Origin of the sequence: Pseudomonas sp. UYEF17, assembly GCF_040546125.1 — a bacterium.
GTDB classification, from domain to species: Bacteria; Pseudomonadota; Gammaproteobacteria; order Pseudomonadales; family Pseudomonadaceae; genus Aquipseudomonas; species Aquipseudomonas putida_Z.
This window is the reverse complement of sequence record NZ_JBEPNE010000030.1, coordinates 13,365-37,430: the sequence shown is the minus strand read 5'-3', so window position 1 is coordinate 37,430 and position 24,066 is coordinate 13,365. Positions and strand designations below refer to the sequence as shown.

Genomic DNA, 24,066 nt, shown 5'->3' with positions numbered 1-24,066 from the left:
GCGGCCGTGGCCGCGAACACCGGCAAAGCCGGTGCCATCCACCGCGCAGTCTGCTTCGCGGGTGAACCCGCTCCCACAGGTACGGCGCAGGCTTCGGGCTCACGCTGTACCTGTAGGAGCGGCCGTGGCCGCGAACACCGGCGCAGCCGGTGCCATCCACCGCGCCGCTTGCTTCGCGGGTGAACCCGCTCCCACAGGTACGCGCAGGCTTCGGGATCACGCTGTACCTGTGGGAGCGGCCATGGCCGCGAACACCGGCAAAGCCGGTGCCATCCACCGCGCCGCTTGTTTCGCGGGCATGCCCGCTCCCACAGGTACGGCGCAGGCTTCGGGCTCACGCCGTACCTGTGGGAGCGGCTTTAGCCGCGAACACCGGCAAAGCCGGTGCCATCCATCACGATGCTCAGCCGACCGATTTCAACGGCACACGCCCACTCAGCCGCTCGAGCATGGTCGCGCAGTACCAGTCATCGAACTGGCACACCCCGTTCTCGGCATTCTCCGAGAACGGCCCGGGTTCATAGCTGGGCGAAGAAACGCCCGCATGGGTCCCTTCCACCAAGCGGCGGTCCTGGTCGTTGGTCGCCAGCCATACCTTGGTCAACCGGTCGAGGTCATAGTCGACCCCTTCCACCGCCGACTCCGGCACCAGCCACTTGGTAGTCACCAAGGTTTCCCCCGGGCCAATCGGCAGCACGCGGAAACTCAGCGCGTGGTCGCCAAGGAAATGGTTCCAGGTAGAGGGATAGTTGAAGTACAGCAAAGCACCGATATCCGCCTCGCCACTGCTGTCCAACCGCCCGTTGACGGCGGGCTTGCCGTCCATGGTGTAGCTGACGGCGCCGGCCGAGAGCGGGATGCGGGTCATGCGGAAGCGCCCCAGTGGGTCCATGACCAGGCGGCTGGGCATGCCCGCCGTTTCGCAGCGGGTCCAGTGGGCCACCAGTTCCGGGTCGTCGTCACCGCCCACACCGGCCACCGACAGGTTCTCGACGAACGAGTTGAGCAACTCGGGGTGGGTGCCGTCGCAGTGGTAGCACTCGCGGTTGTTTTCGAACACCAGCTTCCAGTTGCCCTTCTCGATCAGGTTGGACTCGAAGGCGACCTTGCAGTTTTCCAGGCCGTGCGGGGCGATGAAGGGGCTGACCGCCGCGCGGAAGCTGCTGAAGTCCGGCGCCTGTTGCGCCACGCACACGTAGATGTAGGTGTGGACGACCTCCACATGCACCGGCTTGAGGTTGTATTGCGACTTGTCGAAATCCGCGCCCATGTTGCCGGCATAGATCAGGTTGCCATCCAGCTCGAATGTCCACTTGTGGTAAGGGCACACCAGCTTGGCGACTTTACCCGCAGCGTGTTCGCACACCTTGGCACCGCGGTGGCGGCAGGCATTGTGGAACGCGCGCACTTCGCCATCCTTGCCACGCACGACAGCCACCGGGTAGTCGCCGATCTGCAGGGTGAAATACTGGCCGGCCTTGGGAATCTCGAATGTGTGGCCGGCGAAGACCCAGTCCTTGTGCCAGATATGCTCAAGGTCCTGACGATACACTTCCGGGTCCAGATACAGTTCCCGCGGCAATACATGCCGCGGCTTGCGCTGTTTGATCAGGCCAATGACGGATTCATTGCTATTCATTATTATCCTCCAGCCACACGGTGTTCACGACAACCGCTGACAATTACCGAACCATTATTCTTGTAACCAGCCAACTGAAACTTTCTCGCAAGTTAAACTTCAGCCCTGCCCACTTCAAACGACATTTTCAAAGCACAATTCATAATGCGTTGTTATGCATTGACGGCTTCAGACTTTCCACCAGGTAAACTTTGACAGCACCCAGTCGCGTACCCGCCCGCAGGCGTCGTAATCGGTATTTTCCTTGCAGGCCAAGTAATGCAGGCTGTTGCGCAATGTGACTTGTTCACGCACCGGCCTGGTCAACCGGCCCTGCTCGACCAGGCTGGCCACCAGCTGGTTCCAGCCCAGGGCAACCCCTTGGTGGGCCAGCACCATGTTGATGATCAGGCTGTAGTCATTGGCGTGGAACAGTGGCGGGCTGTCGGCGCCACGCTCATCGATGTCCACGTTGTGGAATGCCAGCCACACACTCCAGTCCACATGCTCGGCCACACCAGCCCGGCCGTACGGGCTCAAGTCCAGCAGCGCGCTGTTGCACAGGCCTTGCAGCGAGCCGATCTCGGGGTGACGCGCGAGGTACTGCGGCGTGCACACCGGGTAAATCACGTCATGGCACAGCGGGTAGATGGTGTAGGCATCACCCACATTGGCAAACTTGGAGATGATCACATCCGGCTCCACACCGGGCTCCCGCGTCAGAAAGTTTTGCGTGGTGATCAGGTTGAGCTCGATATCCGGGTTGTTGGCGCGAAACTCGTTGATGTGATGCGACAACCAGAACGCGGAAAACGCCGGGGAGCAACAAATCGTCAGCACGTGCTTTTCCAGCGGTGTATGGCGTATCCGCTCCGCCGCCTGGGCAATATTGACGAACGACAACTGCGACGCCTCGAAAAACACCGAACCTGCCGGGGTAAGCTCAACCGCACGGCCCACACGTTCGAACAACTGCGCGCTCAGGTAAGTTTCCAATTCACGAATCTGCCGGCTGATCGCCGCCTGCGACACACACAGCGCCTCTGCGGCCCGGGTGAAACTCTGGTACTTGGCTGCCGCGACAAACGCTTTGACAGCACGTAATGAAGGCATGCGAAGTAACAGGGTATCGGGATCAACTTGCCGCTGTGACATCCTGGTGTGTTCTCCTCATTCCGGGTACAGGACACTTGAATCGTACACAGCGGGTAAAAAAACACATCGGCACTTAAATTACTTTACGCATAACCTTGGGTTATGCGAAGAATCGCCGAATTCACCAATAACACTGGGTTATCAAAGAAACCGCACAAAATGTCGTTGGACTTCATCCTTGCTGCACCCATACATTAGTCGCCGACCTGTATGCCAGATCCACCCGCCTGGAATGGCTTTCACTCTATTAGTCAGCCGAACCTCGGACCTCGGCATCTGGGTGACACATGACAATAACTACAAGAACATTCAGCCACACCTTCAAAGAGCGCAACCTGGGGTTCATGGCACAACCCACCACGCGCCCAAAGCCGTCGCGGGTCGGTTTTCTGCTGCTGGAGAACTTTTCCCTGCCCAGTTTCACCCAGGCGCTGGATGTGCTGGTCACCGCCAACCTGATCGCTCCTGGCTCGATCAGGGTGCATACCTTCAGCCACAACCACAACGAAGTGATGAGCGACCTGGCCATCCCCATTCGCCCAGACACGCCGCTGACCGATGTGCGCCTGTGCGACCTGGACATCATGGTGGTCTGCGGTGGCTTGCGGGCCGCGCGCACGGTACCCGGCTGGCTGACCGCCCTGCTGAAGCGGCTGGCCAGGTTCCCGGTGGTGCTGGGCGGCTTGTGGAACGGCGCCTGGTACCTGGGCAGCGCCGGCCTGCTCGACGGCTACCGCTGCGCCATCCACCCCGAGCAGCGCATTGCCCTGGCCGAGCGGGTGCCGCACGCATTGGTCACCCACGATGCCCTGGTGCTCGACCGCGACCGGCTGACCGCCGCCTCGCCGGCGGGCGCCTTCGAAATGATGCTGCAGTGGCTGAACATTGGCTGCAGCCACGCGCTCGCCGATGCGGTGCTCGACACGCTGGACCACGACCAAAGCAAGTTCCGCAGCGTGCAAAAGCCCCTGCAGCCCAAGGTCAGCCGACCCCTGCGCGAAATCATCAAGCTGATGGAGGCCAACCTCGAGGAGCCGCTGTCACCCGGCCAGTTGTCCCAGGCTGTCGGTTTGTCCGTACGCCAGGTGCAGCGCCTGTTCAAGGACCAGCTCGACACCACCCCGCAGAAATACTACTTCCAGTTGCGCATTACCGAAGCGCGGCGCCTGATCCAGAACTCCAATGCATCGATCTTCGATGTGTCAATCGCCTGCGGCTTTGTGTCGTGCACCCACTTCAGCAGGTCCTACAGTGCGTTCTTCGGCCACCCACCTTCAAAAGAAGTGCGCTATGAAATTTGAAATACAAGGAGCGCGCAAGGAAGGTTTCTGAACAGGCCGCCCCCGGCACTGACAATAAAAACAATCGTATAGCCATCGATCACTGAATTTTCGAGATGGCTTCACGGCCCCGCCTTGGAGGCCGCGCTGCCCTTTTACTCGAAAAACCATATCGGGAGACAAGAATGACAAGTCCAAATATCTCAGTCGAAGATGTACCGCTGAACAGGTTCCACAAACTTCTCACGCTGCGCTCTGGCGGTGGCTCGTTCGTCGATGGCTATGTCTTGAGCATTATCGGCGTCGCCCTGGCGCACATCAGCACTGCGTTGTCACTGAACAGCTTCTGGGAAGGCCTGATCGCCGCCTCGGCGCTGATCGGCATTTTCTTTGGCGGCTTCCTCGGCGGCTGGCTGACCGACCGCCTTGGCCGCAAGCGCCTGTTCTTCGTCGGGCCAACCTTGTTCATCGTCGCCTCGCTCGGGCAGTTCTGGGCCGACTCGGCCTTGGCCATCTTCCTGCTGCGGCTGGTCATCGGCATTGCGGTCGGCATCGAATACCCGGTTGCCACCTCGCTGCTGGTCGAGTTCATGCCCCGCAAGTACCGCGGCCCACGCCTGGCCATGCTCACCATCCTCTGGTTTGCCGGTGCGGCGGCTGCCTACATCGTCGGCGAACTGCTGCTGCGCACCGGTGCCGAGGACGCCTGGCGCCTGGTACTGGCCAGCTCCGCGACCATTGGCCTGGCCCTTTTCATGGTACGTATCGGCACCCCCGAATCACCGCGTTGGCTGCTGAGCAAAGGCCGCAGCGCCGAGGCAGAACAGGTGATCAAGGCGGTATATGGCAATGACTTCTCCCTGCGCAACCTGCCCGAGCAGGGCACCGAGCACAAAGTGAACATCTGGAGCCTGCTGTATGCCGGTTACGGCAAGCGCATGCTGTTCGTCATCGTGTTCTGGACCTGCTGCATCATCCCGCTGTTCTCGGTCTATGCGTTTGCGCCCAAGGTGCTGGCGGCGCTGAATGTGAAAGGTGACAGCGCCTCGATCGGTTCGGTACTGATCACGCTGTTCTTCGTGGTCGGCTGCATGGTCGCCACCCGCCTGATCAACGTCATCGGCCGCCGCAACCTGTTGCTCTACAGCTTCCTGGTGTCGGGGCTGGCCTTGCTGTGCCTGGGCGCGTTCCATAGCAGCGCGGGTATCTGGATCCTGGTGTTCTTCGCCCTGTATGCGTTGTTCATTGGTGGTGCGCAGGTGCTGACGCTGGTCTACCCGAACGAAATCTTCCCCACGGAAATCCGCGCCTTCGCGGTCGGCATGGGCACCTCCGTCTCGCGCATCGGCGCGGCAGTGGGTACCTACCTGGTGCCGGTTTCGTTAGACGTGCTGGGTATTGCGCAAACCATGTACGTGGCCGCTGCCATCACTTTCTTCGGGCTGCTGCTGTCCTGGGCCCTGGCCCCGGAAACCCGTTCGCTGAACCTGCAGCAGGCGGCCGCCCTGGGCTAACGGTACATGGCACCGGCTTCGCCGGTGTTCGCGGCTGAAGCCGCTCCCACAGGGGGGCGCGCCAACCGACTATCTGTTTTGAAGCGCAGAAGTTCTACAAGTTGTTGCCGCTGCGAACTTTTTCCCGTTTACCGGTCTATGTGGGAGGCACAGAAAGGTAGCGAAACGCGAGACAAGCTTCGCCGACACCTGCTGGCCAGATGGCTCAATTGTTATCAGAGGTTGGCTTCGCTCATGAAAATACATGTCGCAAGGTTGATGCTGCTCGGCCTGTTCTCGTTCGCGGCGATGGGCACGGCATCGGCAACACAAATGAAGGCGCCCGTAGTGGCAGCCCCGGTGGTTCAATCACCGTTGCAGCCTGCCGGCAACCCCTGGTCCAGGGTGGCCAGTGTGGCCGATGAACAGCCAGCCACACTGCTGGCCCACGATGACGACCGCTGGCATGACCACCGCAGCGACTGGCGCCGCGAACAGTGGCGCCGCGAGCAGGCCCGCCGTGATTGGGAGCGCCGGCGAGACTGGGAACGCCGACGCGACTGGGAACGGCGACGCGACTGGGAGCACCGCCATGAGCGGGCCATGCACCACCGCTACAATGATGACCACCGCTACTATCGCCGTTGACCGCAAGCAGCCAACGCGCCCCCTGTAGGAGCGGCCTTGTGTCGCGATCGGGCCGCAGAGCGGCCCCGGCGATATCTGCTTCAATGCTGAAATCGTGGGGCCGCTAAGCGGCCCGATCGCGACACAAGGCCGCTCCTACAAGGTCCGCGCCAGTCAGTCAGGTGGGGGTATCCGCTGCAGCCTCGGCCTCCATCTTCAAACGGTCGGCCTTGCAAATGTACTTGGGCTTGCGCGGCGCCAGCTTGGCGCTGGCCTTCTTGGCATGCGCCTGCAGTAGCTGCTTGATCTTCTTGCGACGGTTCATTCTCACTCGACCTGTCAGTCTGGTTTGGCTGAACACATCATACCTTGCCTGGGCCAGCGTCTCGTTGACGTTATTTTCACGCTCGGCAGATTAGCGTCACGCCCTTTCCGGCCACGGGCACATCCGCTGGCCGCCAAGTACGACGAGGCATACGTGTCACACACTCCATCCCCCTCCTCGCCCAAGCGCGTGGACTGGGCCGGCCTGGGCTGGCTTTTGCTGTTCTTCTGGTACTTCTCGGGCGTGACCCAGGCGTTGCTGCTGTTCAGTGGTACCACCGGCTTTGCCGGTTTTCGCGATGCATTCTTCCTCAGCAGCCTGTGGCTGGCCCCGGTACTGCTGCTGCCGCGCTTCACTCGCGCCACGGCAGCGGTCATCGGCCTGGTGTTGTGGGCTGCTTCGCTGGTGGGTCTGAGCTACTTCGGCATCTATCGCCAGGAGTTCTCGCAAAGCGTCATCTTCGTGATGTTCGAGTCCAACACCGCCGAGGCCGGTGAGTACTTCAGCCAGTACTTCAGCGCCTGGCTGGGCCTGGCACTGCTGCTGTACACGCTGGTGGCGGTGCTGCTGTGGAAGCGCGTACGCCCGGTCAGCCTGCCGCTGCGCAGCCGCCTGCCGGTGGTCGCCCTGTTGCTGCTGGCCAACCTGGTGTACCCGTTCTACAAGCAGATGGTCACCCAGGAACGCAGCTTCGCCGACGCGGCGGAAAAGGTGCAGCAGCGCATGGAACCCGCCGTGCCCTGGCAACTGCTGGTCGGCTACCGCCAGTACCGCCAGCAGCTGGACAACATGCAGGAGCTGCTGGCCAAGAACGCCGCGCTGCCGCCCCTGCAAAACCTGCGTGACAGCAGCGGGGCAGCGCCGCGCACGCTGGTGCTGGTGCTGGGCGAATCCACCACCCGCGAGCACATGCACCTGTACGGCTACAACCGCGACACCACGCCCAACCTCGATGCGCTGGCCGCCAGCGACAAGAGCCTGACGGTGTTCCGCAATGTGGTGTCGCCACGCCCGTACACCATCGAAGTGATGCAGCAGATCCTCACCTTCGGCGACGAGCAGAACCCGGACCGCTTCCTCACCGACCCGTCGCTGATCAACCTGATGAAACAGGCCGGCTACAAGACCTTCTGGATCACCAACCAGCAGACCATGACCAAGCGCAACACCATGCTGACCACCTTCTCGCAGCAGACGGACGCGCCGGTGTACCTGAACAACCAGCGCAACCAGAATGCCAGCCAGTACGACGACGTGGTGCTGACGCCGTTCGAGAAGGCCCTGCAGGACCCGGCGCCGAACAAGTTCATCATCGTGCACCTGCTGGGTACGCACATGGACTATCGCTACCGCTACCCGAACGACTACGCGCACTTCAACGACCGCCAGGGGGTGCCCGGCAAGCTGACCGATGACCAGGTGGAAACCTACAACTTCTACGATAACGCGGTGCGCTACAACGACTACGTGGTGTCGAGCCTGATCAAGCGTTACTCGGCCAGTACCTCCAATGGTTTCCTGCTGTACCTGTCCGACCATGGCGAAGATGTGTACAGCTCTGGCAACCACGACCGCCTGGGGCGCAACGAAGGCGCGCCGACCCGACCGATGTACACCATCCCGTTCTTGCTGTGGACTTCGCCCAGCTGGCAGGCCGAGCACCCGCGCGACCTGCAGGCGATGGCCGACCGGCCCTACAGCAGCTCGCACCTGATCCATACCCTGTCCGACCTGGCCGGGCTGAGCTATGACCGTTACGAACCGGCCAAGAGCCTGGTGAGCCCGCAGTTCGTGGTGGCACCACGCTGGATTGGCGACCCGTACCGCAAGGATGGACTGCGCGAGTTCGACCACCTGCCGCTGGACAAGGCCGAGCGGGTGCGGGAGACGGCCAGTAGTGGCAAGAACCTGAACTGAGTGTTGCGCGGTAGGGATTGCCGGGGGCGCTTTGCGCCCCTTTCGCGACACAAGGCCGCTCCCACAAAGATGCGCACTGTCCTGTAAGAGCGGCTGCACCGCGAACAAAGGTTTACCGCCCCAGCGTAAAACGCCATGCTTGGCGCATCTTTGGTATGAGAGATGCCCATGCTCACGGTGCAGGACCTGATCGATATCGAACTGCTCAAGTTGCAGGCCGTGGCTGGCGCGGCCGGCACCGGCAGGCTGATCACCTGGGCCCACACCGTCGACTTGCCAGACCCCTGGCGCTGGGTATCGCCAGGCGACCTGGTGATGACCACCGGCGTCGGCCTGCCCAGCGCCCCGGCAGACCAGGTGAGCTGGCTGGAGCAACTGGTGCAGAGCAACCCCAGTGCCTTGGTGGTGGCGCCGCGGGCCGATGCGCCGGCGCTGTCCGGCGAACTGCTGGCCGCCGCCGACCGCCTGTTGTTCCCGGTGCTGCATGGCAGCTTCGAACTGGAGTTCGTCAAGCTGTCGCACTACGTGATCGAGAGCGTGCTGCAGGCCCAGCGCGAGCGTTTCAACGCCAGCGAGCGGCTGTTCCAGACCTACGCCGACGCCTTGCGCAAAGCCCCCGACATGGCTGGGCGCCTGGCGATCCTGGCCGACACCCTCGGCCTCGACCTGGCCATCGAGGATGCCCCCAGCGGCACCACCGTGGTCGAAACCCGCCGGGCCGCGCCCGCGCCAACCTGCTGATGGCGCGCAAAGGCACCCGCACTCAGGATGACGCCATCCTGGTGCGCTCGCTGGTCGGCTTGCTGGGGGTGGAACTGGAACGCCTGATGATCCACCGCGACCAGCAGCGCGAAGAAGGCGCAGCGCTGTTGCGCAGCCTGCTCGACAGCGAGACGGAGTTCAGCCTGGCGCGGCCGATGCTGGAGCGCCGTGGCCTGGTCGGCACCCTGGTGAGCCTGGCGATCAGGCCGGGTAGCCACGGCCCATGGAGCAGCGCCGACATCCACCAGGCCCCTGCCCTGCATCACTCCACGCCGCTACTGCTCGACGACAAAGGCCTGCTGCTGGCGATCAGCCGTGACGACGCGCCAATCCTGACGGCGCTGTGCCACAACCTCGGTGAGGGTACGGTAATTGGTATCAGCGGGCCGATCGCGGCGGCCACCGGCTTTCGCGAGAGCGTGCGCCAAGCCCGCCTGGCGCTGACCCAGGCCGAGGAAAGTGGCGCGCAGCAGCTGCGTTATGGCGAGGCGGAAACCGGCCTGATCATGGCGCCCAAGTCGCTGGCCGAGGCGCGGGCGCTGGTGGGGCGTTACCTGGGGCCGCTGATCGAGCATGACCGCACCCAGGGTGCGGCGCTGCTGCAGACGTTGGTCACCTTCCTGCACAACGACGGCAACTGGAAGGCCACGGCGTATGATTTGGGGATTCACCGGCAGACGCTGGTGTACCGGCTGAAGCTGGTGGAGCAGCTTACCGGGATCAAGCCGACCACTACCGGCGGGATTGCGCGGTTCTGGATTGCGATTCAGGCGGGGAAGAATACCGACCTGTTCGAGCATCTGGTCTAGGCCCTTGGGGGCGCTTTGCGCCCCTGTCGCGACACAAGGCCGCTCCCACAGGACTGCGCGGTCCTTCTGTAGGAGCGGCCTTGTGTCGCGATGGGCTGCAACGCGGCCCCAGATACACCTTAATTCAACCCAACCTCTGCACCAGGCTGCTGCCCCCGCGGCCCCCGCACCATCACATACGAAACCGCAATCAACACAATCGCAACCACGCATTGCCCCAGGCTCACCCGCATGCTCGGGTCGAAGGCCATGCTCACCAGCACCGCCACGATCGACCCGGTCACCAGCAACGGCAACCACGGATGCCCCCACATGGCGAACTTCAGCGTACCTTCCGCCACCCATTTGCGCCGCAGCCGGAGCTGCGACAGGCAGATCACCAGGTAGACGAACAGGAACACCGTGCCGGACGAGTTGATCAGGAACTGGAACACGGTATCCGGCCACAGCGCCGCAATCACCACGCAGCCATAGCCCACCAGGGTCGAGGCAATCACCCCGCGTACGGGTACGCCATTGCCGCTGACCTTGGCCACCCAGCGTGGCGCCTCACCGTTGGAGGCCAGCACGTAGAGCAACCGCGACGAGGTATACAGCCCGGCATTGAGTACCGACAGCACCGCCACCAGGATGACCACGGTGAGCATGTCGCCTGCGCCGGGAATGCCGATATGCTCCAGGGTGGTCACGAACGGCGACTTGCCGGGGGTGATCGAGGTCCATGGCTGTGCCACCACGATGAAGAACGTCGCCAGCACGAAGAACACCAGGATGCGTAGCATCACCGTGTTCACCGCCTTGCGGATGTTGCGCGACGGGTCTTCCGATTCGGCCGCCGCCAGGGTGGCGACTTCCACACCGGTCATGGAGAAGATCACCACCACTACCCCGGTGAACAACGCGCCTACCCCATGGGGAAGGAAGCCGCCATGCTGGGTGAGGTTGGCAAAACTGGCGCTGGAGCCGGGCCACAGGTTGAACACGTACAACCCGGCCACGACCAGAAACACCACGATGGCCGCGACCTTGATGCCGGCGAACCAGTATTCGGCCTCGCCAAACGAGTGCACCGACATCAGGTTGAGCAAGGTCATGCCGACCATCAGGCCAAGGGCAATGGCCCACACCGGGATATCGGGCAGCCAGGCATTGATGATCTGCCCGCCGACCACGGCCTCGAAGCCGACCACGATCACCCAGAAGTACCAGTACAGCCAACCGGTCATGTACCCGGCCGGGCGCCCGAAGGCCAACCGGGCGTAGTCGACGAACGAACCTTTGGCCGGCTGCGCGGCGGCCATTTCGCCGAGCATGCGCATCACCAGCGCGACGATCAGGCCGGTGATGGCATAGGTGATGAAGGCACCCGGGCCGGTTGATGCGATAACCGCGCTGGACCCTACGAACAGACCGGCCCCGATCACACCGCCCAGGGCCAGCATGCTGATGTGCCGGGTCTTGAGGGCACGCTTGAGACGCGGGTCATGCTCCGACTGAATCGGCATTGGTTGTCTCCTTTTATTATTAGTAATCAACATTGCCGCTTCGCAAGGGTATGCAGGGGCCAGAGCATGGCCTATCGCAAAAAAACAGGTGCGCAGGCGCTGGCCTGTACAAATGTATGAAGGAAATTCGCAGAAGCGCGCTCTGTGTAGGAGCGGCCTTGTGTCGCGATAGGGCCGCGAAGCGGCCCCCGGCTTTCAGCGTTACAGCAACAATTGCTGGGGCCGCTTTGCGGCCCTATCGCGACACAAGGCCGCTCCTACAACGGTCGGCGAGATGCTCAGGCAGATGTAGAACAGCTGCCCTGCCGGGCACTCCCCCGCACCGCCTCGGCCAGTTTGCGCAGGTTGGCCTGGTGGGCATTGACCAGGCTGGCGATGCTGTTGTCCGCGGGCGTCTGCAGCGAGGTACGGCAGGTCAGTTCGGCCGCACCCGAGCGCGTCAGGCGCCATACCGCCTCCAGCGAGGCATAGCGCCCCGGCACGCTATCGAAGCGCTGCACGTCCACCCGCAGCAACGCCTTGCCGCCACCCACCGGCCCGCCCAACTGGTCCTGCAAGGCGCTGCGGAACTCATCCACCAGGTTGGCCCCCCACCACTCCGTCTCGAGGATGGCCAGGCCGCTCTGCCCTTGCCGCACCACCAACTGCGGGCGGTCCACCTGCGGCGGCACGGCCACCCTCGCCACCTGGATGCGCTGGCCACCGTCGCGCACCGGCTCGCTCGGTACCAGCGTGTGATAGTTGTTCGGGGTACTGCTGCAGCCCCACAGCACGGCCAGCAGGCCGGCGCCACACACATTGCGCAGTCGATGCATCGGCTGTCTCCTCAGGGTTCAAGGTCGGCGGCAGCGGCCGCTTTCGGCCGGCCGCGTATCAGCGACTCGGGGTGCCGGCCCAGGTAATCGGCAAGGTCACGCAGCGAACGCGACATGCGCTCCAGTTCGTCCAGGGTTTCGCCCATCCGCTCGCGCTGCGGCGAGTCTTCGGAAATGGCCGAATTGGCGGTGCGCAGGGTCTTGTGCACTTCGTCCAGCGCCACCTTCACGTCCGGCAGCGTCTGGCCATTGAACTGCTTGAGGCTGGCGCGCAACTCTCGCAGGCTGCCGTCCAGGTTGTTGGCGATGCTCTCCAGCGGCAGTTTGCTGATGCGCTCCACCACCCGCTGCAGCTGTTCCTGCAACTGCTCCAGGCTGCCGGGCAAGGTGGGGATGGTGATAGGGTCTGCGGTCTTGTCGAAGGCCACCTTGGGGGCATCGGGGTAGAAGTCCAGGGAAATGAACATCTGCCCGGTGATCAGGTTGCCGCTGCGCGCCTGGGCCCGCAGCCCGTGCTCGACGAAGGTGCCGATCAGCCGGCGCGCGCCGTCCATGTCGCCTTCGGCATGCTTGAACACGGACAGCATCTTGCGGTGCACCGGCCCCAGCCGCTGGGGGTAGATCACCGCATCGACCACCACCGGGAAGGTCTGCCGGGTGGCATCGTAGTCGAGCTTGACCGAAGTGACCCGGCCAAACTCCACCCCCTTGAACTCCACCGGCGCTCCCACCGACAGGCCGCGCATGGCCTGGTCGAAGCGCAATTGCAGGTACTGCGCCTGGCCACTGGGCGGTGCCAGGGCGGTGTCGCGGTCGGCAAACAGCTGGAAGCGCGCCTGGTCGGCAGCGGGCTCGGCTTGCGGGGCGAAGTCGGGCGAGCCAAAGGCCAGCCCGCCCACCAGGATCGACGACAGTGATTCGGTATCGATCTTCAGGCCGTTGGCACCGATCTGCATGTCGACGCCACTGGCGTTCCAGAAGCGGGTATCGGCGGTGACGAAGCTGTCGTAGGGGGCCTGCACGAACACGCCGATCTCCACGCCCTTGCCATCGCCCTGCAGGGCAAAGGACACCACCTCGCCCACCGGGATCTTGCGGTAGTAGATCGACGAGCCAATATCCAGCGACCCCAAGTCACTGGCGGTGAGCACAAAGCGCTTGCCCTTTTCGTCGTAGGTGATCGGCGGTGGCAGCTCCAGGCCGACAAAGGACTTCTCCGGCACTTTCGATTCGCCGGAATCCGCCCCGATGAAACTGCCCGACAGCAGCGTGTCCACACCGGACACGCCGCCCACGCCAATGCGTGGCCGCACCACCCAGAAGCGCGCCCCCTGGGTAGCGAACGCGCGGGCGTCGTTGGACAGCTGAACCTTGGCAACCACGCTCTTCTTGTCGTCGGCCAGGTCCACCGTGGTGACTTCGCCGATCACCACGCTGCGGTACTTGACCTGGGTCTTGTGCGCCACCAGCCCTTCCCCGGTGTGGAAGGAAATGGCGATGACCGGGCCCTGCTGCATCCAGTTGCGCACCACCAGCGAAGCGCCGATCAGGATCGCCAGTATCGGCACGATCCATACCAGCGACACACTCCAGCGCCGGGTGTGCACTTCAACCTGCCCCGCGCCCTCGCGCTTGTCAGTCTGTTGCACCATCAATGCGGCCTCCCTCGTTGGCACGGCTATCCCAGATCAGGCGTGGATCGAAGCTCATCGCAGAAAACATGGTCAGTACCACCACCATGCCGAAAAACAGGATGCCCACCCGCGGCTCGATGGTGCCCAGCCCGCGCAGTTGCACCAGCGCCGCCACCAGCGCCACCACCATCACATCGAGCATCGACCAGTAGCCGATCAGCTCGACGAAACGGTACAGCTGCGAGCGCTGTCGGCAGGCCCAGGTAGAACCGCGCTGGGCGGTGAACAGCAACAGGCCGAGCGAGAAGAACTTGATGGCCGGCACGCCCACGCTGGCGATGAAGATGATCAGTGCGATGTCCCAGGCCCCTGCCTCCCAGAACTCCAGCACACCACCGCCAATGGTGCTTGCGCTGCCACTGCCGAGCATTTCGGTGTGCATCACCGGCAGCAGATTGGCGGGGATGTAGAAAACCAGCGCCGCCAGCAGAAACGCCCAGCCGCGGCTGATGGCATTGGCCTTGCGCCGATGGATGGCGGCACCACAGCGCTCGCAGGTGTGCTTGCCGCTACCCAGTTCGCAGGCCTGGCCGCAGCCATGGCACAGGCACAGGCCCAGGTCGTCGGCATTGGCCGGGGTATTCATACCTGCTCCCAAAGGTCGCGGATGTCCTTGCCGGCGACATGGATGATCAGCATGCTCAGGGCGGCCAGGGCCAGCAGGCCGATGCCGGGTATCACATCGAGCAACCCCGCCAGCTTGATCACCGCCACCATCGCCCCCAGCAGGCACACCTCCAGCATGCTCCACGGCCGCAGGCTCTCCAGGCTGCGCATGCACAGGGCAAAGCCGGGGGCGCGCTGGCCGGCCAGGGCGAAACTCAATAGCCAGCACAACAGGGTAATCTGCAGCACCGGCGCAAAGATGATCGACAAGGCCATGACCAGGGCGATGAAGGTGATACTGCCGTGGCTGAGGATCTGCACCGAATCCCATAATGTCGCGGAATGGGTGAGCCCTTGCATGCCGATGGTCATCACCGGGTAGAAATTGGCGAACACCAGCAGGATGCCACCCGTCACGCTCAGGGCAAGCCGCTGCTGCACGGTCAGCGAGGTGTGCCGGTACAGCACGCCGCCACAGCGCGGGCATACGGCGCGCTGGTGCTTGAACAGCGGCGCACGGTGGTACACCGTGTCACAGTACTCACAGATGATCAGGTGCTGGGTCTGGCTCATGGGGTTTCCACAGGTAGCCCGGATTCACGCCGTGATACGCAGGCGAACCACGTTTGATATCCGGTTTAGACCATCCCGGCAAAACTGCCATCATCGGCAGCAAAGGCGAACTATTCTGTGAGACGGGATCCCCACCCGCTGGAGGTTTGCCATGCGTACGATGACGTGGAGTTGCCTGCTGGTGCTGCTGTGCGCGGCATCGGCAACCCAGGCGCAGTCGGTGGTGCCGCTCAAGGGCCAGAGCAGCCAGCAGATGCAACTGGATATCAATGATTGCAATACCGTCGCGACCAATGCCGCGAACAGTGCCGCGACCTCCAGCGACCCCCATGTCGGTGGCCGGGTACGCGGTGCCGCCGCCGGCGCGGTTGCCGGTGCGGCAGGCGCGCAGGTGCGCGGCAACCAGCACGACGAGCTGTATGACCGGGTCGGTGACGATGCCAAGGAGCAATACCGGCAGAACCGCGCCGGCGAAGTGGCCGCCGCCGGCGCTGCGGTCGGTGGCATGCGCCAGCGTCAGGACCGCCGTCAGGACCGGCGCGGCCAGGACGAAGCGAAAGCCCAGGCTCATGCCAGTGCCTATGCCGGGTGCCTGCAAGGGCGCGGCTATCAGGTCAACCCCTGACCAACGGGCACGCCATGCTCCTGCACGGCGTGCCCGTTTCAGAACTGCGCCAACTGCTCCCGGCAGAACTCCACGAACAACTGCGCCGGCTTGGTCAGTTGCACCCGCTTCAACCAGGCCGCCGCCAGCCCTGACAGCGCCACTGGCTCGGCGATATCCAGCATGGCCAGGCGTTGCCCGTCGTAGGTGTACTCCGAGTGCGGCCGCGTCACCAGCAGCGAAAAACCGAAGCCCTGCCCGACCATGCCGCGCACCATCTCGATCGAAGGCGAGCTGAAGACGATGTTGGGCGTGAGGCCCATTTCGTTGAACAGGCTGACGAAGTAGGTACGGCTGGGGGCAACGTCCAGCAGGATCATCGGCTCCGGGCACAGGTCACGCAGCGACACCTGGGCCTGGCCGGCGAAGCGGTGGTTTTCGGGCAGCAGCACATAGGGTTTCTGCGGCGGCATCAGCGGCTCGGCCTCGATGGTGCCGTCCAGATCATGGTCGTAGAGGAACGCCAGGTCGAAGGTACCCGCGGTCAGGCCCTGGATCAGGTCCTGCTGCTCGCCGTCGCGCAGGCGGATATCCACCCCCGGGTAACGCTGGCGAAAGCCGGCGATCAGCCGCGGCAGGTACAGCGGTGCCACGGTCTCGAAGCAGCCGATGTCGATTTGCCCGGCCACGGTGTCGTTGTCGGCCAGGGCGTTCTGCTCGAATTCGTGGGCCATCTGCAGCAGCGACTTGGTCTTGGCATAGAAGCGCTTGCCGCTGGGCGTCAGTGACACGCCCTGGGCGTGGTGACGGATGAACAGCTGCACGCCGAAGCTTTCCTCCAGGCTCTTGATGGCCGTGGAGATGGACGGCTGGGCAATGTACAGCTGGCGTGAAGCCTCGGCCACGCTGCCGGCCTCGACGGTGGTGACGAAGTACTTGAGTTGTCGCAATGTGTAGGCCGCCACGGGCACCTCTCTGACGCCGGTCTGGGCGCGCTGGGATCATGCCTGTCACTTTACCCCTGGCAGCGGCTGGGTGGGGGCCGGGTGATGAAGGATTTACCTATGGCTTGAGCAGGTTTTTACGAGGGGCGCGGGGCGCCCCCCTTTGCTTCACTCGAAATCGATATTGGCGATTACACAGTCATCACCAATCAGTTTGTACCCTGGCCTGCAGGGCATGCCGACTACTGGCCCTATACCGCGCTTGCGCCGGGACAATACCTGCGGTTCTGCATTTTCCAGCTGTTCGTGGTCGAGAGTGTCGTCTGGCTCGTTCATGGGTTCTTCTTGCATGGGGTTCACTCCTTGGTTTGGGTGGTATTGCCCGATCAACGCTACAACCCCCATTGCCACCAACCCATCTGGAACCTTGACCGTGAAGAGAAATGCTGTCGGATCGCGTTGCGTTGTTCGCGGGTGAACCCGGAGCCTTGGCCAAATGCCCCTGATTGTCTTTACTGATACTCAACGGTTCCAGGCATAGGGCGTGCGTTCATGAAGATCGTGGTCACCAGCATCCTCGTCGACGACCAGGCCAAAGCCCTGGCTTTCTACCACTACGTACTCGGTTTCGAGCCCAAGCACGACATCCCCCTGGGCCGACACCGCTGGCTGACCCTCACCTCCCCCAACGACCCCAACGGCGTCGAGCTGCTGCTCGAGCCCGACGCGCACCCGGCCGCCAAGGTCTACAAGGCCGCGCTCAAGCAGGACCGTATCCCCGCCACCTCGTTCGGCGTGCGGGACATCCAGGCCGAATATACCCGACTGTGCGCAGCGGGCGTGCAATTCACCCAACCGCCTACTGCCATGGGGCCGGTCACCGTAGCGGTGTTCGATGACACTTGCGGCAACCTGATCCAGATCGCCCAGAAACACTAGCAACGTTCAGGGCTCCACGGGCAGGCGCAAAGTCGCGCGCAACCCGTGTGGCGCCTGGTTGCGCAACTGCACGCTGCCACCCAGGCGGGTCATGATGGTGCTGACGATCGACAACCCCAGCCCGGCGCCATTGGTCGAGCCCTTGCTGTAGAAGCGCTCGAACACCCGCTGCTGGTCGACTTCGGCGATGCCCGGCCCTTCGTCGTCGACACTGACCAGCAAGGCCTGGCCTTCGCGCTGCAGTGTCACGGTGACCCGACCGCCTGCCGGCGAATGGTCCACGGCATTGGCCACCAGGTTCTGCAAGGCGATACCCAACGCGCCAGCGTCGGTGTGCAAATGGTAGTCGCCGGCGGCGATGTCCAGCGAAGGCTCCAGCCCGCGCTCCAGAATCCATGGGGTCAGCTCGGCCAGGGTCTCGGCCACCACGCCCTCCAGGTCCACCCGCGGCCAGTCACGCCGGCCTGGCCGCGGCTCCAGGCGGGCCAGGGTCAACAGCTGGTTGACCACCCGGGCAAGGCGGTCGACACCGCCCATCAGGAACTGCAGGGCTTTGTCACGCTCGGCAGCGCTGTCTGCATTGAGGGCGTTCTGCGCATGCAGGCGCAGGATGGCCAAGGGCGTGCGCATCTCGTGGGCAGCGTCGGCGATGAAACGGTGCTCGCGGCGCAGCAGGTCATCGATCTGCCCGAGCAGGCGGTTGATCGCCGCCTGCATCGGTTCCAGCTCCTTCGGCAACGGCACCAGCTGCAACGGCTCGAGCGACTCGGCGTGGCGGGCGCGGATCACCCTGGCCATGTTCTGCAGCGGCCGCAGCCCCCAGCCAATGGCCGCCCACACCAGCAAGGCCAGGGCCAGGCTGCCGAACAGGAATGGCAACAGTGTGTGCCGCACGATGCGTTCGATCAGGTCGTCGCGCACGTCGTTGCGCTCGCCCACCCAGATCACCCAGTGTTTTTCCGGCACCGGCAAGACGAAACTGCGCCAACGGCGCCCGTCCACCACCACGTCGGCAAACCCTGGCACCCGCGGCGCCTGCCCCAGCTGCGGGGCGCTGGGCGTGTGCACCAGCAGCCCGTTGTCGTCGGCCCACACCTGGAAGGCCAGCTTGCTCTCGTAGCGGTGCCCCACCTTGTGGTGCCCGGCCTTGCTCAAGGCCTCGTCGAAGGCACGGTACAACTCGTCACGGCTCTGCTCCTGCACCGGCAGGCTCATGATGCCCTGCAGCAGCCGGGCGTTCTGCGCCAGGTGGGCGTCGTACACCTCGTTAATTTCGTGGCGGCTGTCGTGGTAGTTGTACAGCGCCAGCAACCCGCTGCCCACCAGCAAAAGCAGCATCACCCGCCACAGGGTGCGTTGGCGCAGCGAGCTCATGTCTTGCGTTCCACCAGGTAGCCGATTCCGCGCACAGTGCGGATCAGGCCGTTGAACAGCTTCTTGCGCAGGTGGTAGATGTTCACTTCCAGGGTATTGCTCTCCGGCTCTTCATCCCAGCCATACAGCAACTGGGTCAAGCGTTCGCGGGTGAACACCTTGCCCGGCTGGGCCAGCAATTCGTGCAACAGCAGGTATTCCTTGGGCGTGAGCACCACCGGCTGGCCCTGGTAGTGCACCTGTTGGCTGACCGGGTCCAGGCACACCCCGGCGTGTTCGATCAACACCCGCGCACGGCCACTGCTGCGCCGCAGCAAGGCCCGCAAGCGGGCCTTGAGTTCGTTGAGGTCGAAGGGTTTGACCAGGTAGTCGTCGGCGCCGGCGTCCAGCCCGGCGATGCGGTCCTCGGTGGCGTCGCGGGCGGTCAGCACCAGCACCGGCAGGCTCTTCCCGGCCGCACGCAGGCGCCGCAACAACTCGATGCCATCGAGGCGCGGCAAGCCCAGGTCGAGAATGGCCAGGTCGAACTCCTCGTGGCACAGGGCATGCAACGCGCTGGCGCCATCCTGCAACCAGTCGAGGGTATAGCCCTCGCGGCGCAGGCCGTCACAGATCCCCTCCCCCAACGCGGCATCGTCTTCTACCAGCAGCAGGCGCATGCTTAATCCTGTTTGTCCTTGATCGCTTTGAGTAAAGCATCGATTTCACCACGCCGGCCCTGGTCGGCCAGCTCCCGCCCGGGCCGGGGCGGTGCCTGCAACGCCTTTTGCAGGGCAGCGCGGGCTTCGTCGTAGCGGTTCTGCCGGTACAGGTGGTCAGCCCAGAAGTAGTTGCTGTCGATACCGTCGGGGTTGATCGCCAGTGCCTGGCGCAGCATGGCCTCGGCCTTGGCCTGGTCGCCGAAGCTCAGCGGCCAGCCGGGCACTTGGTCGTACAGCGCGCCCAGGCTGGTGTAGGCCGAGCCCTGCAGGGCCTTGGGGTCCATGGCCAGGGCCTTTTCCAGGCTGGCGCGGGCGGCCTTGACCTTGCCCAACGCACCCAACCCGCCGGTGGCACCGGCCCAGCTGCTGTTGACGATGCCGTCCCAGATCAGTGGCTCGGCCGAGCCCGGGTGCTGGCGCACCAACGCCGCCGACTGTACCGCCAGGGCCTCGAACGCCCCGGCACGCTGGGCTTCGGGCAGGTTGTAGCGAATAACCGCCCAGCGCTGCTGGATGGCATTGAGTTGCTGGGTACCGTTCTGGTCGAGGGCCCAGGTGAACGGGGCGATGGCCAGCAGGCCGGCCAGTATCAGTCGTTTCATTTGCTCGACTCCTTGCTGTGCCAGGTGCTGTAGCGGCGGATCAGCGGCAGTTGCTTGCGCAGGGCGCGGTCGACCACGCCCGGCAGCATGCCGTTAAGGCGCACGAACAGCTTTTCCGGCCAGCCCAGGTACAGTTCGCTGCGCTCAGCCTGCACCGCGTCGAGCACTGCCCGGGCGACATCCTGCGGGTCATCGACGCCTACCTTCAACGCCTGGTTCAGGGCCTGCGCGGCGCTGCTGTTCATCGTCGTGCGGGTGGTGCGCGGTGCGGCATACAGCACGTTCACCGAGGTGTCGGCAAGCTCGCGGCGCAATGCCTCGGAGAACCCGCGCAAGGCAAACTTGCTGGCGCAGTAGGTGGCATAGCCGGGGTAGCCGATCGAGCCGTAGATCGACCCCACGTTCACCACCAGCGCACTGGGCTGCGCGCGCAGCAGCGGCAGGCACAGGCGGGTGAGCTGCACGGCGGCCTTGATGTTGAGGTCGAACAACTCGTCCAGGGCGGCCTCGTCCATCTGTTCGAGCAAGGCGAAGCGGTTGACCCCGGCGGCGTTGATCAACAGGTTGCAACTGCCCATCGCCCGCGCCGCCTCCAGCACGTCACGGCGGCCTTCGGCGCAGCGCAGGTCGGCCTGCTGCCAACGCAGTTGCCCGGGGTAGCGCACCATCAGTTCGGCCAGCTTGCCCTGCTGCCGGCTGACCGCCAGTACGCGGGCCCCGGCGCTGCAAAGCTGGTCTGCCAGCTCCAGGCCGATGCCACCGCTGGCGCCGGTGAGCACCGCCACGCAATCAGGCAAGCGCATGCTGTACCTCCTGCTGCGCGGTACGCGGCAGCCCTTCGAACATGGCGGTGTACAGGCGGTACACCACTTTGGCAGCGTGGATTACCGCCTGCTGGTCCTCGGGCTGGTCCAGGCGGTTCATCAGGCCACGGTAGGTGGCCATGTGGTCCTGGTCCAGGGCGCCGTGGGAACTCAGGTAGCTGAACGCCTGGTCCGGCAGGCCGAGGCTGCCCTGCAGGGTACCGGCAGCCTGGGTGGCCAGGGCAATGCTGGTGCCTTCGAGCACGTTGACCATGCCGAACAGCCCGACCGGGTTGCCACGGGCAATCTGGTCGTAGAGAAAGGCCACCATCAGCTCGATAGGCAATGCCGGGCGGCCGCCCGCCACCTGTTGGGGGTCGCCACCGCAGGCGGCGATGTCATCGAGAATCCAGCGCTCATGGCCGTACTCCTCCTCGATGTACTCGCACACTGCGCCGCGCAGCCACTCCAGCCGCGCGGGCAAACGGGCCCCGCAGGCCATCATCAAGGGTACGGTGTGCCGCACGTGGTGGTAAGCCTGGGTCAGAAAGGCCACATAGGCCTCGAGGCTGGCCTTGCCGGCCAGCGCGTCGCGGATGACCGGGACGCTGAACAATGCCGTACGCTCGTCGGCGGTTTCCTGCTGCAGCGTATCGAAGAAAAGCATGGCAAACCTCGTGGGTCATTGAAGGTCGGATAACAAGGACTGGTAACACCGCAGGATCTGTTCGCGGCGTGGCCGGCCGTTGGCGGCAAGGGTTTGCCCGGCGGCACTCAAGGGTTCGGGCAGGCGCCGCCAGGCATGCACCCGGGCATAGTCCGGCAGGCCGGCATTGGCCTGACGAATGGCCTGTTCGAGGGTGTGGTCGTCAGCCTGCGGGTCCAGCGGCCAGATCAGCGCCAAGTTGTGTGCCAGGCCTTCGCCGTGGACGAATGCCTGGGCGATCACCCCGCCCTGGGTCAGTTCGGCCTCGACCCACTCGGGGTTGACGTTGCGCCCGAAGCTGGTGCTGTACTGGTGCTTCTTGCGCCCGGCCAGGTACAGGAAGCCGTCGCTGTCGAAGTGGCCCAGGTCACCGGTCGGCAACCACGGCTCGCTGAACGGTGGCTCGCCCAGGTAGCCGAGCAACGCCGAACCGGCCACCTGCACTTCGCCGTCTTCGGCAATGCGCACCTGCACATGCGGCAGCGGCCGCCCGACACTGCCCGGGCGGTGCGCCCCGGGGCGATTGAGGCATACCACCGAGGCGCATTCGGACAAGCCATAGCCCTCGAACACCGGCAGCCCGACGCCCTCGGCCCGGGCCAGCAGGCTCGGCGCCACCCGCGCGCCGCCCACCGCCACGAAGCGCAACGGGCCGACCCGCATCAGGCCGCGCTCGATGGCAGTGACCAGCCCGAGCAGCAGTTGCGGCACCAGGATCAGGCTTTCGGCCCCACTCAAGGAGATGGTGCCCAGCAATTGCTTGAAGTCGACCTGGCTGGCACCGCGAAAGCCCAGTTGCGCCTGCGGGTACAGGGCAATGCTCGCCCCGGCCAGCAGGGCCGCGTACAGGCCCAGGTTCTCCAGCAGCACCGCCAGGGGCAATACCGCCAGGTACTTGCCTGGCGCCGTGGGCTGGCTGGCGGCCTCCAGTTCACGCGCTACCCGCAGCATGGCATCGGCGCTCAGGCATACGCCCTTGGGTGCACCGGTGCTACCGGAGGTGTAAGTAATCTTCGCGGTACCCGGTGGCAAGGGTACGGCCGCTGGCGGCTGCCGGCTCCAGAAGCGCTCACCGGCAATGAAGCCGCTGGCGTGCAGGTCGTCAGCGAAGGCCTCGTCGGCCAGCGCCAGCACCGCCCCGCTCTGTGCCAGGCAGTGGCGGCGTTGGGCGCTGCTGAAGAACGCCGGCAGGATGACGATGGGGCGCGCCGCGAACAGCGCTGCCAGGTCCCAGAACAGCGCCTCGGGGCCGTTTTCCAGGGCCAGGGCGAAGGTGCCCGATGGCTGCGCGCTCAACCAGGCCTGGCGTTGCTCGACCTCATCCAGCAATTGTTGATAGGTGAACGGCCCGCCAAGGCCCAGCAACGCCGGTTGCGCCCCTCGGTGACGGGCGTGCAATTGCAACACTTCCCTGAACAGCTGGCATTCACGCGGCATGGCCGGCCTCCTGCACGCTCGCGGGCAAGCCCAGCCGCTCGAAAACGCCGCCGCGGGCCAGGGCTGCATGGCCGTAGCCGATGTTGCCGACGAACACTTGCGGGTGCTGCGCGTAGTAACTGCCCCAACTGTCGGCATCGCCGTTCAGCCGGCCAGGGTCGGCCACGGCCAGCGCCGTGGGCACCAGGCCCAGGCGATGAAAGCTGTTGACCAGGGTCGCGGCACCGGTGAAGGCCACCCACTGCAAGCCGCGGGCGGCCAGCAACCAGGTCACGGCAATGATCATGATCCGCGCGCTGCCGGCGCTGAGCGCGGCCAGGTTGCCCACTTCGACCAACTGCGCACGGCTGACCGGGCTGGCCGACAGCCGGGTCACGGCCACTTCCAGCGGTTCATCCAGGTAACGCTCGATGAAGGTCGGGCCACTGCTGGCCAGGCGTATGCCGGCGGCGGCCATCAGGCGCCCGTGGCTGTCATGCAGGCCGAGCAGTTCGGGCAGGTAGTGCTGCACGTCGGCGTGGTGCGCGCAGGCAAAGCGGGCGTGAATGAACTGTTCCAGCTCGTCGCGCCCCGGCTCCCCCGGGTGTTTCAGTGTCATGTGGGCAAGGCGATCGCCGTGGCTGCCGATAGCCAGTGGAAACAGGCTGGCGCTGTCTGCCTGGGTCATGGCTGTCCCCCTTTCAAGTCAGGTCTCGGGGGCAGTATCAGGGGGCAATCTGAAGCCAATCTGAAGTGCTACATTTGCCATTGCCCCCATGCGCACCAACAAGGAAAACA

At 64.4% G+C, this 24,066-nt stretch carries 25 protein-coding genes; 8 read left to right on the top strand and 17 right to left on the bottom strand.

Features of this window, described 5'->3' with window-relative positions; genetic code table 11:
• Positions 1 to 403 precede the first annotated feature (403 nt).
• Together ABIB24_RS25970 and ABIB24_RS25965 are read right to left on the bottom strand one after the other, a co-directional pair.
• Positions 404 to 1,639 (bottom strand): aromatic ring-hydroxylating oxygenase subunit alpha, encoded by a 1,236-nt coding sequence (locus ABIB24_RS25970; RefSeq protein WP_274079490.1) that lies wholly within the window; start codon positions 1,637 to 1,639, stop codon positions 404 to 406.
• Between the two features lie 168 nt (positions 1,640 to 1,807).
• A complete protein-coding gene (locus ABIB24_RS25965) occupies positions 1,808 to 2,731 on the bottom strand; it encodes a LysR family transcriptional regulator (RefSeq protein WP_274079491.1) in 924 nt (307 codons plus the stop codon).
• Positions 2,732 to 3,060: 329 nt separating this feature from the next.
• Here ABIB24_RS25965 and ABIB24_RS25960 point away from each other — a divergent pair, with 329 nt between their 5' ends.
• From ABIB24_RS25960 to ABIB24_RS25950, 3 genes are all read left to right on the top strand, one after another.
• A complete protein-coding gene (locus ABIB24_RS25960; protein ID WP_137163600.1) occupies positions 3,061 to 4,074 on the top strand; it encodes a GlxA family transcriptional regulator in 1,014 nt (337 codons plus the stop codon).
• Positions 4,075 to 4,238: 164 nt separating this feature from the next.
• Complete coding sequence (locus ABIB24_RS25955) at positions 4,239 to 5,567, top strand: MFS transporter (RefSeq protein ID WP_274079493.1); 1,329 nt, start codon at positions 4,239 to 4,241, stop codon at positions 5,565 to 5,567.
• Between the two features lie 258 nt (positions 5,568 to 5,825).
• Entirely contained in the window at positions 5,826 to 6,194 is a 369-nt protein-coding gene (locus ABIB24_RS25950) for a hypothetical protein (protein WP_075044839.1), read from the top strand.
• A gap of 157 nt (positions 6,195 to 6,351) precedes the next feature.
• On the opposite strand, the gene ABIB24_RS25945 is transcribed toward ABIB24_RS25950, so the two are convergent.
• Positions 6,352 to 6,498: a DUF2986 domain-containing protein gene (locus tag ABIB24_RS25945; protein WP_015269977.1), complete on the bottom strand. Its 147-nt coding sequence runs from the start codon at positions 6,496 to 6,498 to the stop codon at positions 6,352 to 6,354.
• Positions 6,499 to 6,651: 153 nt separating this feature from the next.
• Between ABIB24_RS25945 and ABIB24_RS25940 the strand changes: the two genes are divergently transcribed.
• The 3 genes from ABIB24_RS25940 (at position 6,652) to ABIB24_RS25930 (ending at position 9,986) form a co-directional block, all read left to right on the top strand.
• Positions 6,652 to 8,415 carry a phosphoethanolamine transferase CptA gene (locus ABIB24_RS25940; RefSeq protein WP_274079494.1) on the top strand — a complete coding sequence of 588 codons (1,764 nt, stop codon included), beginning with the start codon at positions 6,652 to 6,654 and terminating at the stop codon, positions 8,413 to 8,415.
• A gap of 168 nt (positions 8,416 to 8,583) precedes the next feature.
• Positions 8,584 to 9,156 carry a PucR family transcriptional regulator ligand-binding domain-containing protein gene (locus ABIB24_RS25935; protein ID WP_354317603.1) on the top strand — a complete coding sequence of 191 codons (573 nt, stop codon included), beginning with the start codon at positions 8,584 to 8,586 and terminating at the stop codon, positions 9,154 to 9,156.
• Positions 9,156 to 9,986 carry a PucR family transcriptional regulator gene (locus ABIB24_RS25930; RefSeq protein WP_354317601.1) on the top strand — a complete coding sequence of 277 codons (831 nt, stop codon included), beginning with the start codon at positions 9,156 to 9,158 and terminating at the stop codon, positions 9,984 to 9,986. Before ABIB24_RS25935 ends, ABIB24_RS25930 begins: the two co-directional genes overlap by 1 nt.
• A gap of 119 nt (positions 9,987 to 10,105) precedes the next feature.
• Here the strand turns inward: ABIB24_RS25930 and ABIB24_RS25925 are convergent, their stop codons facing one another.
• The 5 genes from ABIB24_RS25925 to ABIB24_RS25905 form a co-directional block, all read right to left on the bottom strand.
• Positions 10,106 to 11,491 (bottom strand): amino acid permease, encoded by a 1,386-nt coding sequence (locus tag ABIB24_RS25925; protein WP_354317599.1) that lies wholly within the window; start codon positions 11,489 to 11,491, stop codon positions 10,106 to 10,108.
• A 278-nt stretch (positions 11,492 to 11,769) separates the two neighbouring features.
• Entirely contained in the window at positions 11,770 to 12,306 is a 537-nt protein-coding gene (locus ABIB24_RS25920; protein WP_354317597.1) for a PqiC family protein, read from the bottom strand.
• 11 nt (positions 12,307 to 12,317) lie between these two features.
• On the bottom strand, positions 12,318 to 13,958 hold the full coding sequence (locus ABIB24_RS25915; RefSeq protein ID WP_085663282.1) for a PqiB family protein: 1,641 nt from the start codon (positions 13,956 to 13,958) through the stop codon (positions 12,318 to 12,320).
• On the bottom strand, positions 13,942 to 14,586 hold the full coding sequence (locus ABIB24_RS25910) for a paraquat-inducible protein A (RefSeq protein ID WP_085592668.1): 645 nt from the start codon (positions 14,584 to 14,586) through the stop codon (positions 13,942 to 13,944). The genes ABIB24_RS25915 and ABIB24_RS25910 overlap by 17 nt, the downstream gene beginning before the upstream one ends.
• Positions 14,583 to 15,179 (bottom strand): paraquat-inducible protein A, encoded by a 597-nt coding sequence (locus ABIB24_RS25905; RefSeq protein ID WP_354317594.1) that lies wholly within the window; start codon positions 15,177 to 15,179, stop codon positions 14,583 to 14,585. Before ABIB24_RS25905 ends, ABIB24_RS25910 begins: the two co-directional genes overlap by 4 nt.
• A gap of 151 nt (positions 15,180 to 15,330) precedes the next feature.
• Here ABIB24_RS25905 and ABIB24_RS25900 point away from each other — a divergent pair, with 151 nt between their 5' ends.
• Positions 15,331 to 15,804: a YMGG-like glycine zipper-containing protein gene (locus ABIB24_RS25900; protein WP_025338638.1), complete on the top strand. Its 474-nt coding sequence runs from the start codon at positions 15,331 to 15,333 to the stop codon at positions 15,802 to 15,804.
• A gap of 38 nt (positions 15,805 to 15,842) precedes the next feature.
• Here the strand turns inward: ABIB24_RS25900 and ABIB24_RS25895 are convergent, their stop codons facing one another.
• Positions 15,843 to 16,748 carry a LysR family transcriptional regulator gene (locus ABIB24_RS25895; RefSeq protein WP_354317591.1) on the bottom strand — a complete coding sequence of 302 codons (906 nt, stop codon included), beginning with the start codon at positions 16,746 to 16,748 and terminating at the stop codon, positions 15,843 to 15,845.
• Positions 16,749 to 16,895: 147 nt separating this feature from the next.
• Positions 16,896 to 17,078 (bottom strand): hypothetical protein, encoded by a 183-nt coding sequence (locus ABIB24_RS25890; RefSeq protein ID WP_025338636.1) that lies wholly within the window; start codon positions 17,076 to 17,078, stop codon positions 16,896 to 16,898.
• Between the two features lie 201 nt (positions 17,079 to 17,279).
• On the opposite strand from ABIB24_RS25890, the gene ABIB24_RS25885 reads away from it, so the two are divergent.
• On the top strand, positions 17,280 to 17,666 hold the full coding sequence (locus ABIB24_RS25885) for a VOC family protein (RefSeq protein WP_354317589.1): 387 nt from the start codon (positions 17,280 to 17,282) through the stop codon (positions 17,664 to 17,666).
• 6 nt (positions 17,667 to 17,672) lie between these two features.
• Here the strand turns inward: ABIB24_RS25885 and ABIB24_RS25880 are convergent, their stop codons facing one another.
• The 7 genes from ABIB24_RS25880 to ABIB24_RS25850 are packed head-to-tail and all read right to left on the bottom strand — an operon-like array spanning position 17,673 to position 23,956.
• Complete coding sequence (locus ABIB24_RS25880) at positions 17,673 to 19,040, bottom strand: sensor histidine kinase (protein ID WP_354317587.1); 1,368 nt, start codon at positions 19,038 to 19,040, stop codon at positions 17,673 to 17,675.
• Positions 19,037 to 19,699 (bottom strand): response regulator, encoded by a 663-nt coding sequence (locus ABIB24_RS25875; RefSeq protein WP_354317585.1) that lies wholly within the window; start codon positions 19,697 to 19,699, stop codon positions 19,037 to 19,039. The genes ABIB24_RS25880 and ABIB24_RS25875 overlap by 4 nt, the downstream gene beginning before the upstream one ends.
• Positions 19,700 to 19,701: 2 nt before the next feature.
• Positions 19,702 to 20,343, bottom strand: coding sequence for a tetratricopeptide repeat protein (locus ABIB24_RS25870; RefSeq protein WP_025338632.1), 642 nt, complete (start codon positions 20,341 to 20,343; stop codon positions 19,702 to 19,704).
• Positions 20,340 to 21,146 (bottom strand): SDR family oxidoreductase, encoded by an 807-nt coding sequence (locus tag ABIB24_RS25865; protein WP_354317582.1) that lies wholly within the window; start codon positions 21,144 to 21,146, stop codon positions 20,340 to 20,342. Before ABIB24_RS25865 ends, ABIB24_RS25870 begins: the two co-directional genes overlap by 4 nt.
• Positions 21,133 to 21,813, bottom strand: coding sequence for an iron-containing redox enzyme family protein (locus tag ABIB24_RS25860; protein WP_274079499.1), 681 nt, complete (start codon positions 21,811 to 21,813; stop codon positions 21,133 to 21,135). The genes ABIB24_RS25865 and ABIB24_RS25860 overlap by 14 nt, the downstream gene beginning before the upstream one ends.
• A 15-nt stretch (positions 21,814 to 21,828) precedes the next feature.
• Positions 21,829 to 23,289, bottom strand: a complete 1,461-nt coding sequence (locus ABIB24_RS25855) for an AMP-binding protein (RefSeq protein ID WP_354317579.1) — start codon at positions 23,287 to 23,289, stop codon at positions 21,829 to 21,831.
• Positions 23,279 to 23,956 (bottom strand): thermostable hemolysin, encoded by a 678-nt coding sequence (locus tag ABIB24_RS25850; RefSeq protein WP_354317577.1) that lies wholly within the window; start codon positions 23,954 to 23,956, stop codon positions 23,279 to 23,281. Before ABIB24_RS25850 ends, ABIB24_RS25855 begins: the two co-directional genes overlap by 11 nt.
• Positions 23,957 to 24,066: the final 110 nt, after the last annotated feature.

Coding starts and splice junctions, on each gene's coding strand:
- ABIB24_RS25925 (WP_354317599.1), bottom strand. CDS start 11,491: ATGCCGATTCAGTCGGAGCATGACCCGCGTCTCAAGCGTGCCCTCAAG.
- ABIB24_RS25915 (WP_085663282.1), bottom strand. CDS start 13,958: ATGGTGCAACAGACTGACAAGCGCGAGGGCGCGGGGCAGGTTGAAGTG.
- ABIB24_RS25930 (WP_354317601.1), top strand. CDS start 9,156: ATGGCGCGCAAAGGCACCCGCACTCAGGATGACGCCATCCTGGTGCGC.
- ABIB24_RS25885 (WP_354317589.1), top strand. CDS start 17,280: ATGAAGATCGTGGTCACCAGCATCCTCGTCGACGACCAGGCCAAAGCC.
- ABIB24_RS25945 (WP_015269977.1), bottom strand. CDS start 6,498: ATGAACCGTCGCAAGAAGATCAAGCAGCTACTGCAGGCGCATGCCAAG.
- ABIB24_RS25880 (WP_354317587.1), bottom strand. CDS start 19,040: ATGAGCTCGCTGCGCCAACGCACCCTGTGGCGGGTGATGCTGCTTTTG.
- ABIB24_RS25960 (WP_137163600.1), top strand. CDS start 3,061: ATGACAATAACTACAAGAACATTCAGCCACACCTTCAAAGAGCGCAAC.
- ABIB24_RS25910 (WP_085592668.1), bottom strand. CDS start 14,586: ATGAATACCCCGGCCAATGCCGACGACCTGGGCCTGTGCCTGTGCCAT.
- ABIB24_RS25870 (WP_025338632.1), bottom strand. CDS start 20,343: ATGAAACGACTGATACTGGCCGGCCTGCTGGCCATCGCCCCGTTCACC.
- ABIB24_RS25875 (WP_354317585.1), bottom strand. CDS start 19,699: ATGCGCCTGCTGCTGGTAGAAGACGATGCCGCGTTGGGGGAGGGGATC.
- ABIB24_RS25970 (WP_274079490.1), bottom strand. CDS start 1,639: ATGAATAGCAATGAATCCGTCATTGGCCTGATCAAACAGCGCAAGCCG.
- ABIB24_RS25860 (WP_274079499.1), bottom strand. CDS start 21,813: ATGCTTTTCTTCGATACGCTGCAGCAGGAAACCGCCGACGAGCGTACG.
- ABIB24_RS25955 (WP_274079493.1), top strand. CDS start 4,239: ATGACAAGTCCAAATATCTCAGTCGAAGATGTACCGCTGAACAGGTTC.
- ABIB24_RS25865 (WP_354317582.1), bottom strand. CDS start 21,146: ATGCGCTTGCCTGATTGCGTGGCGGTGCTCACCGGCGCCAGCGGTGGC.
- ABIB24_RS25890 (WP_025338636.1), bottom strand. CDS start 17,078: ATGCAAGAAGAACCCATGAACGAGCCAGACGACACTCTCGACCACGAA.
- ABIB24_RS25935 (WP_354317603.1), top strand. CDS start 8,584: ATGCTCACGGTGCAGGACCTGATCGATATCGAACTGCTCAAGTTGCAG.
- ABIB24_RS25965 (WP_274079491.1), bottom strand. CDS start 2,731: ATGCCTTCATTACGTGCTGTCAAAGCGTTTGTCGCGGCAGCCAAGTAC.
- ABIB24_RS25900 (WP_025338638.1), top strand. CDS start 15,331: ATGCGTACGATGACGTGGAGTTGCCTGCTGGTGCTGCTGTGCGCGGCA.
- ABIB24_RS25905 (WP_354317594.1), bottom strand. CDS start 15,179: ATGAGCCAGACCCAGCACCTGATCATCTGTGAGTACTGTGACACGGTG.
- ABIB24_RS25950 (WP_075044839.1), top strand. CDS start 5,826: ATGCTGCTCGGCCTGTTCTCGTTCGCGGCGATGGGCACGGCATCGGCA.
- ABIB24_RS25855 (WP_354317579.1), bottom strand. CDS start 23,289: ATGCCGCGTGAATGCCAGCTGTTCAGGGAAGTGTTGCAATTGCACGCC.
- ABIB24_RS25850 (WP_354317577.1), bottom strand. CDS start 23,956: ATGACCCAGGCAGACAGCGCCAGCCTGTTTCCACTGGCTATCGGCAGC.
- ABIB24_RS25920 (WP_354317597.1), bottom strand. CDS start 12,306: ATGCATCGACTGCGCAATGTGTGTGGCGCCGGCCTGCTGGCCGTGCTG.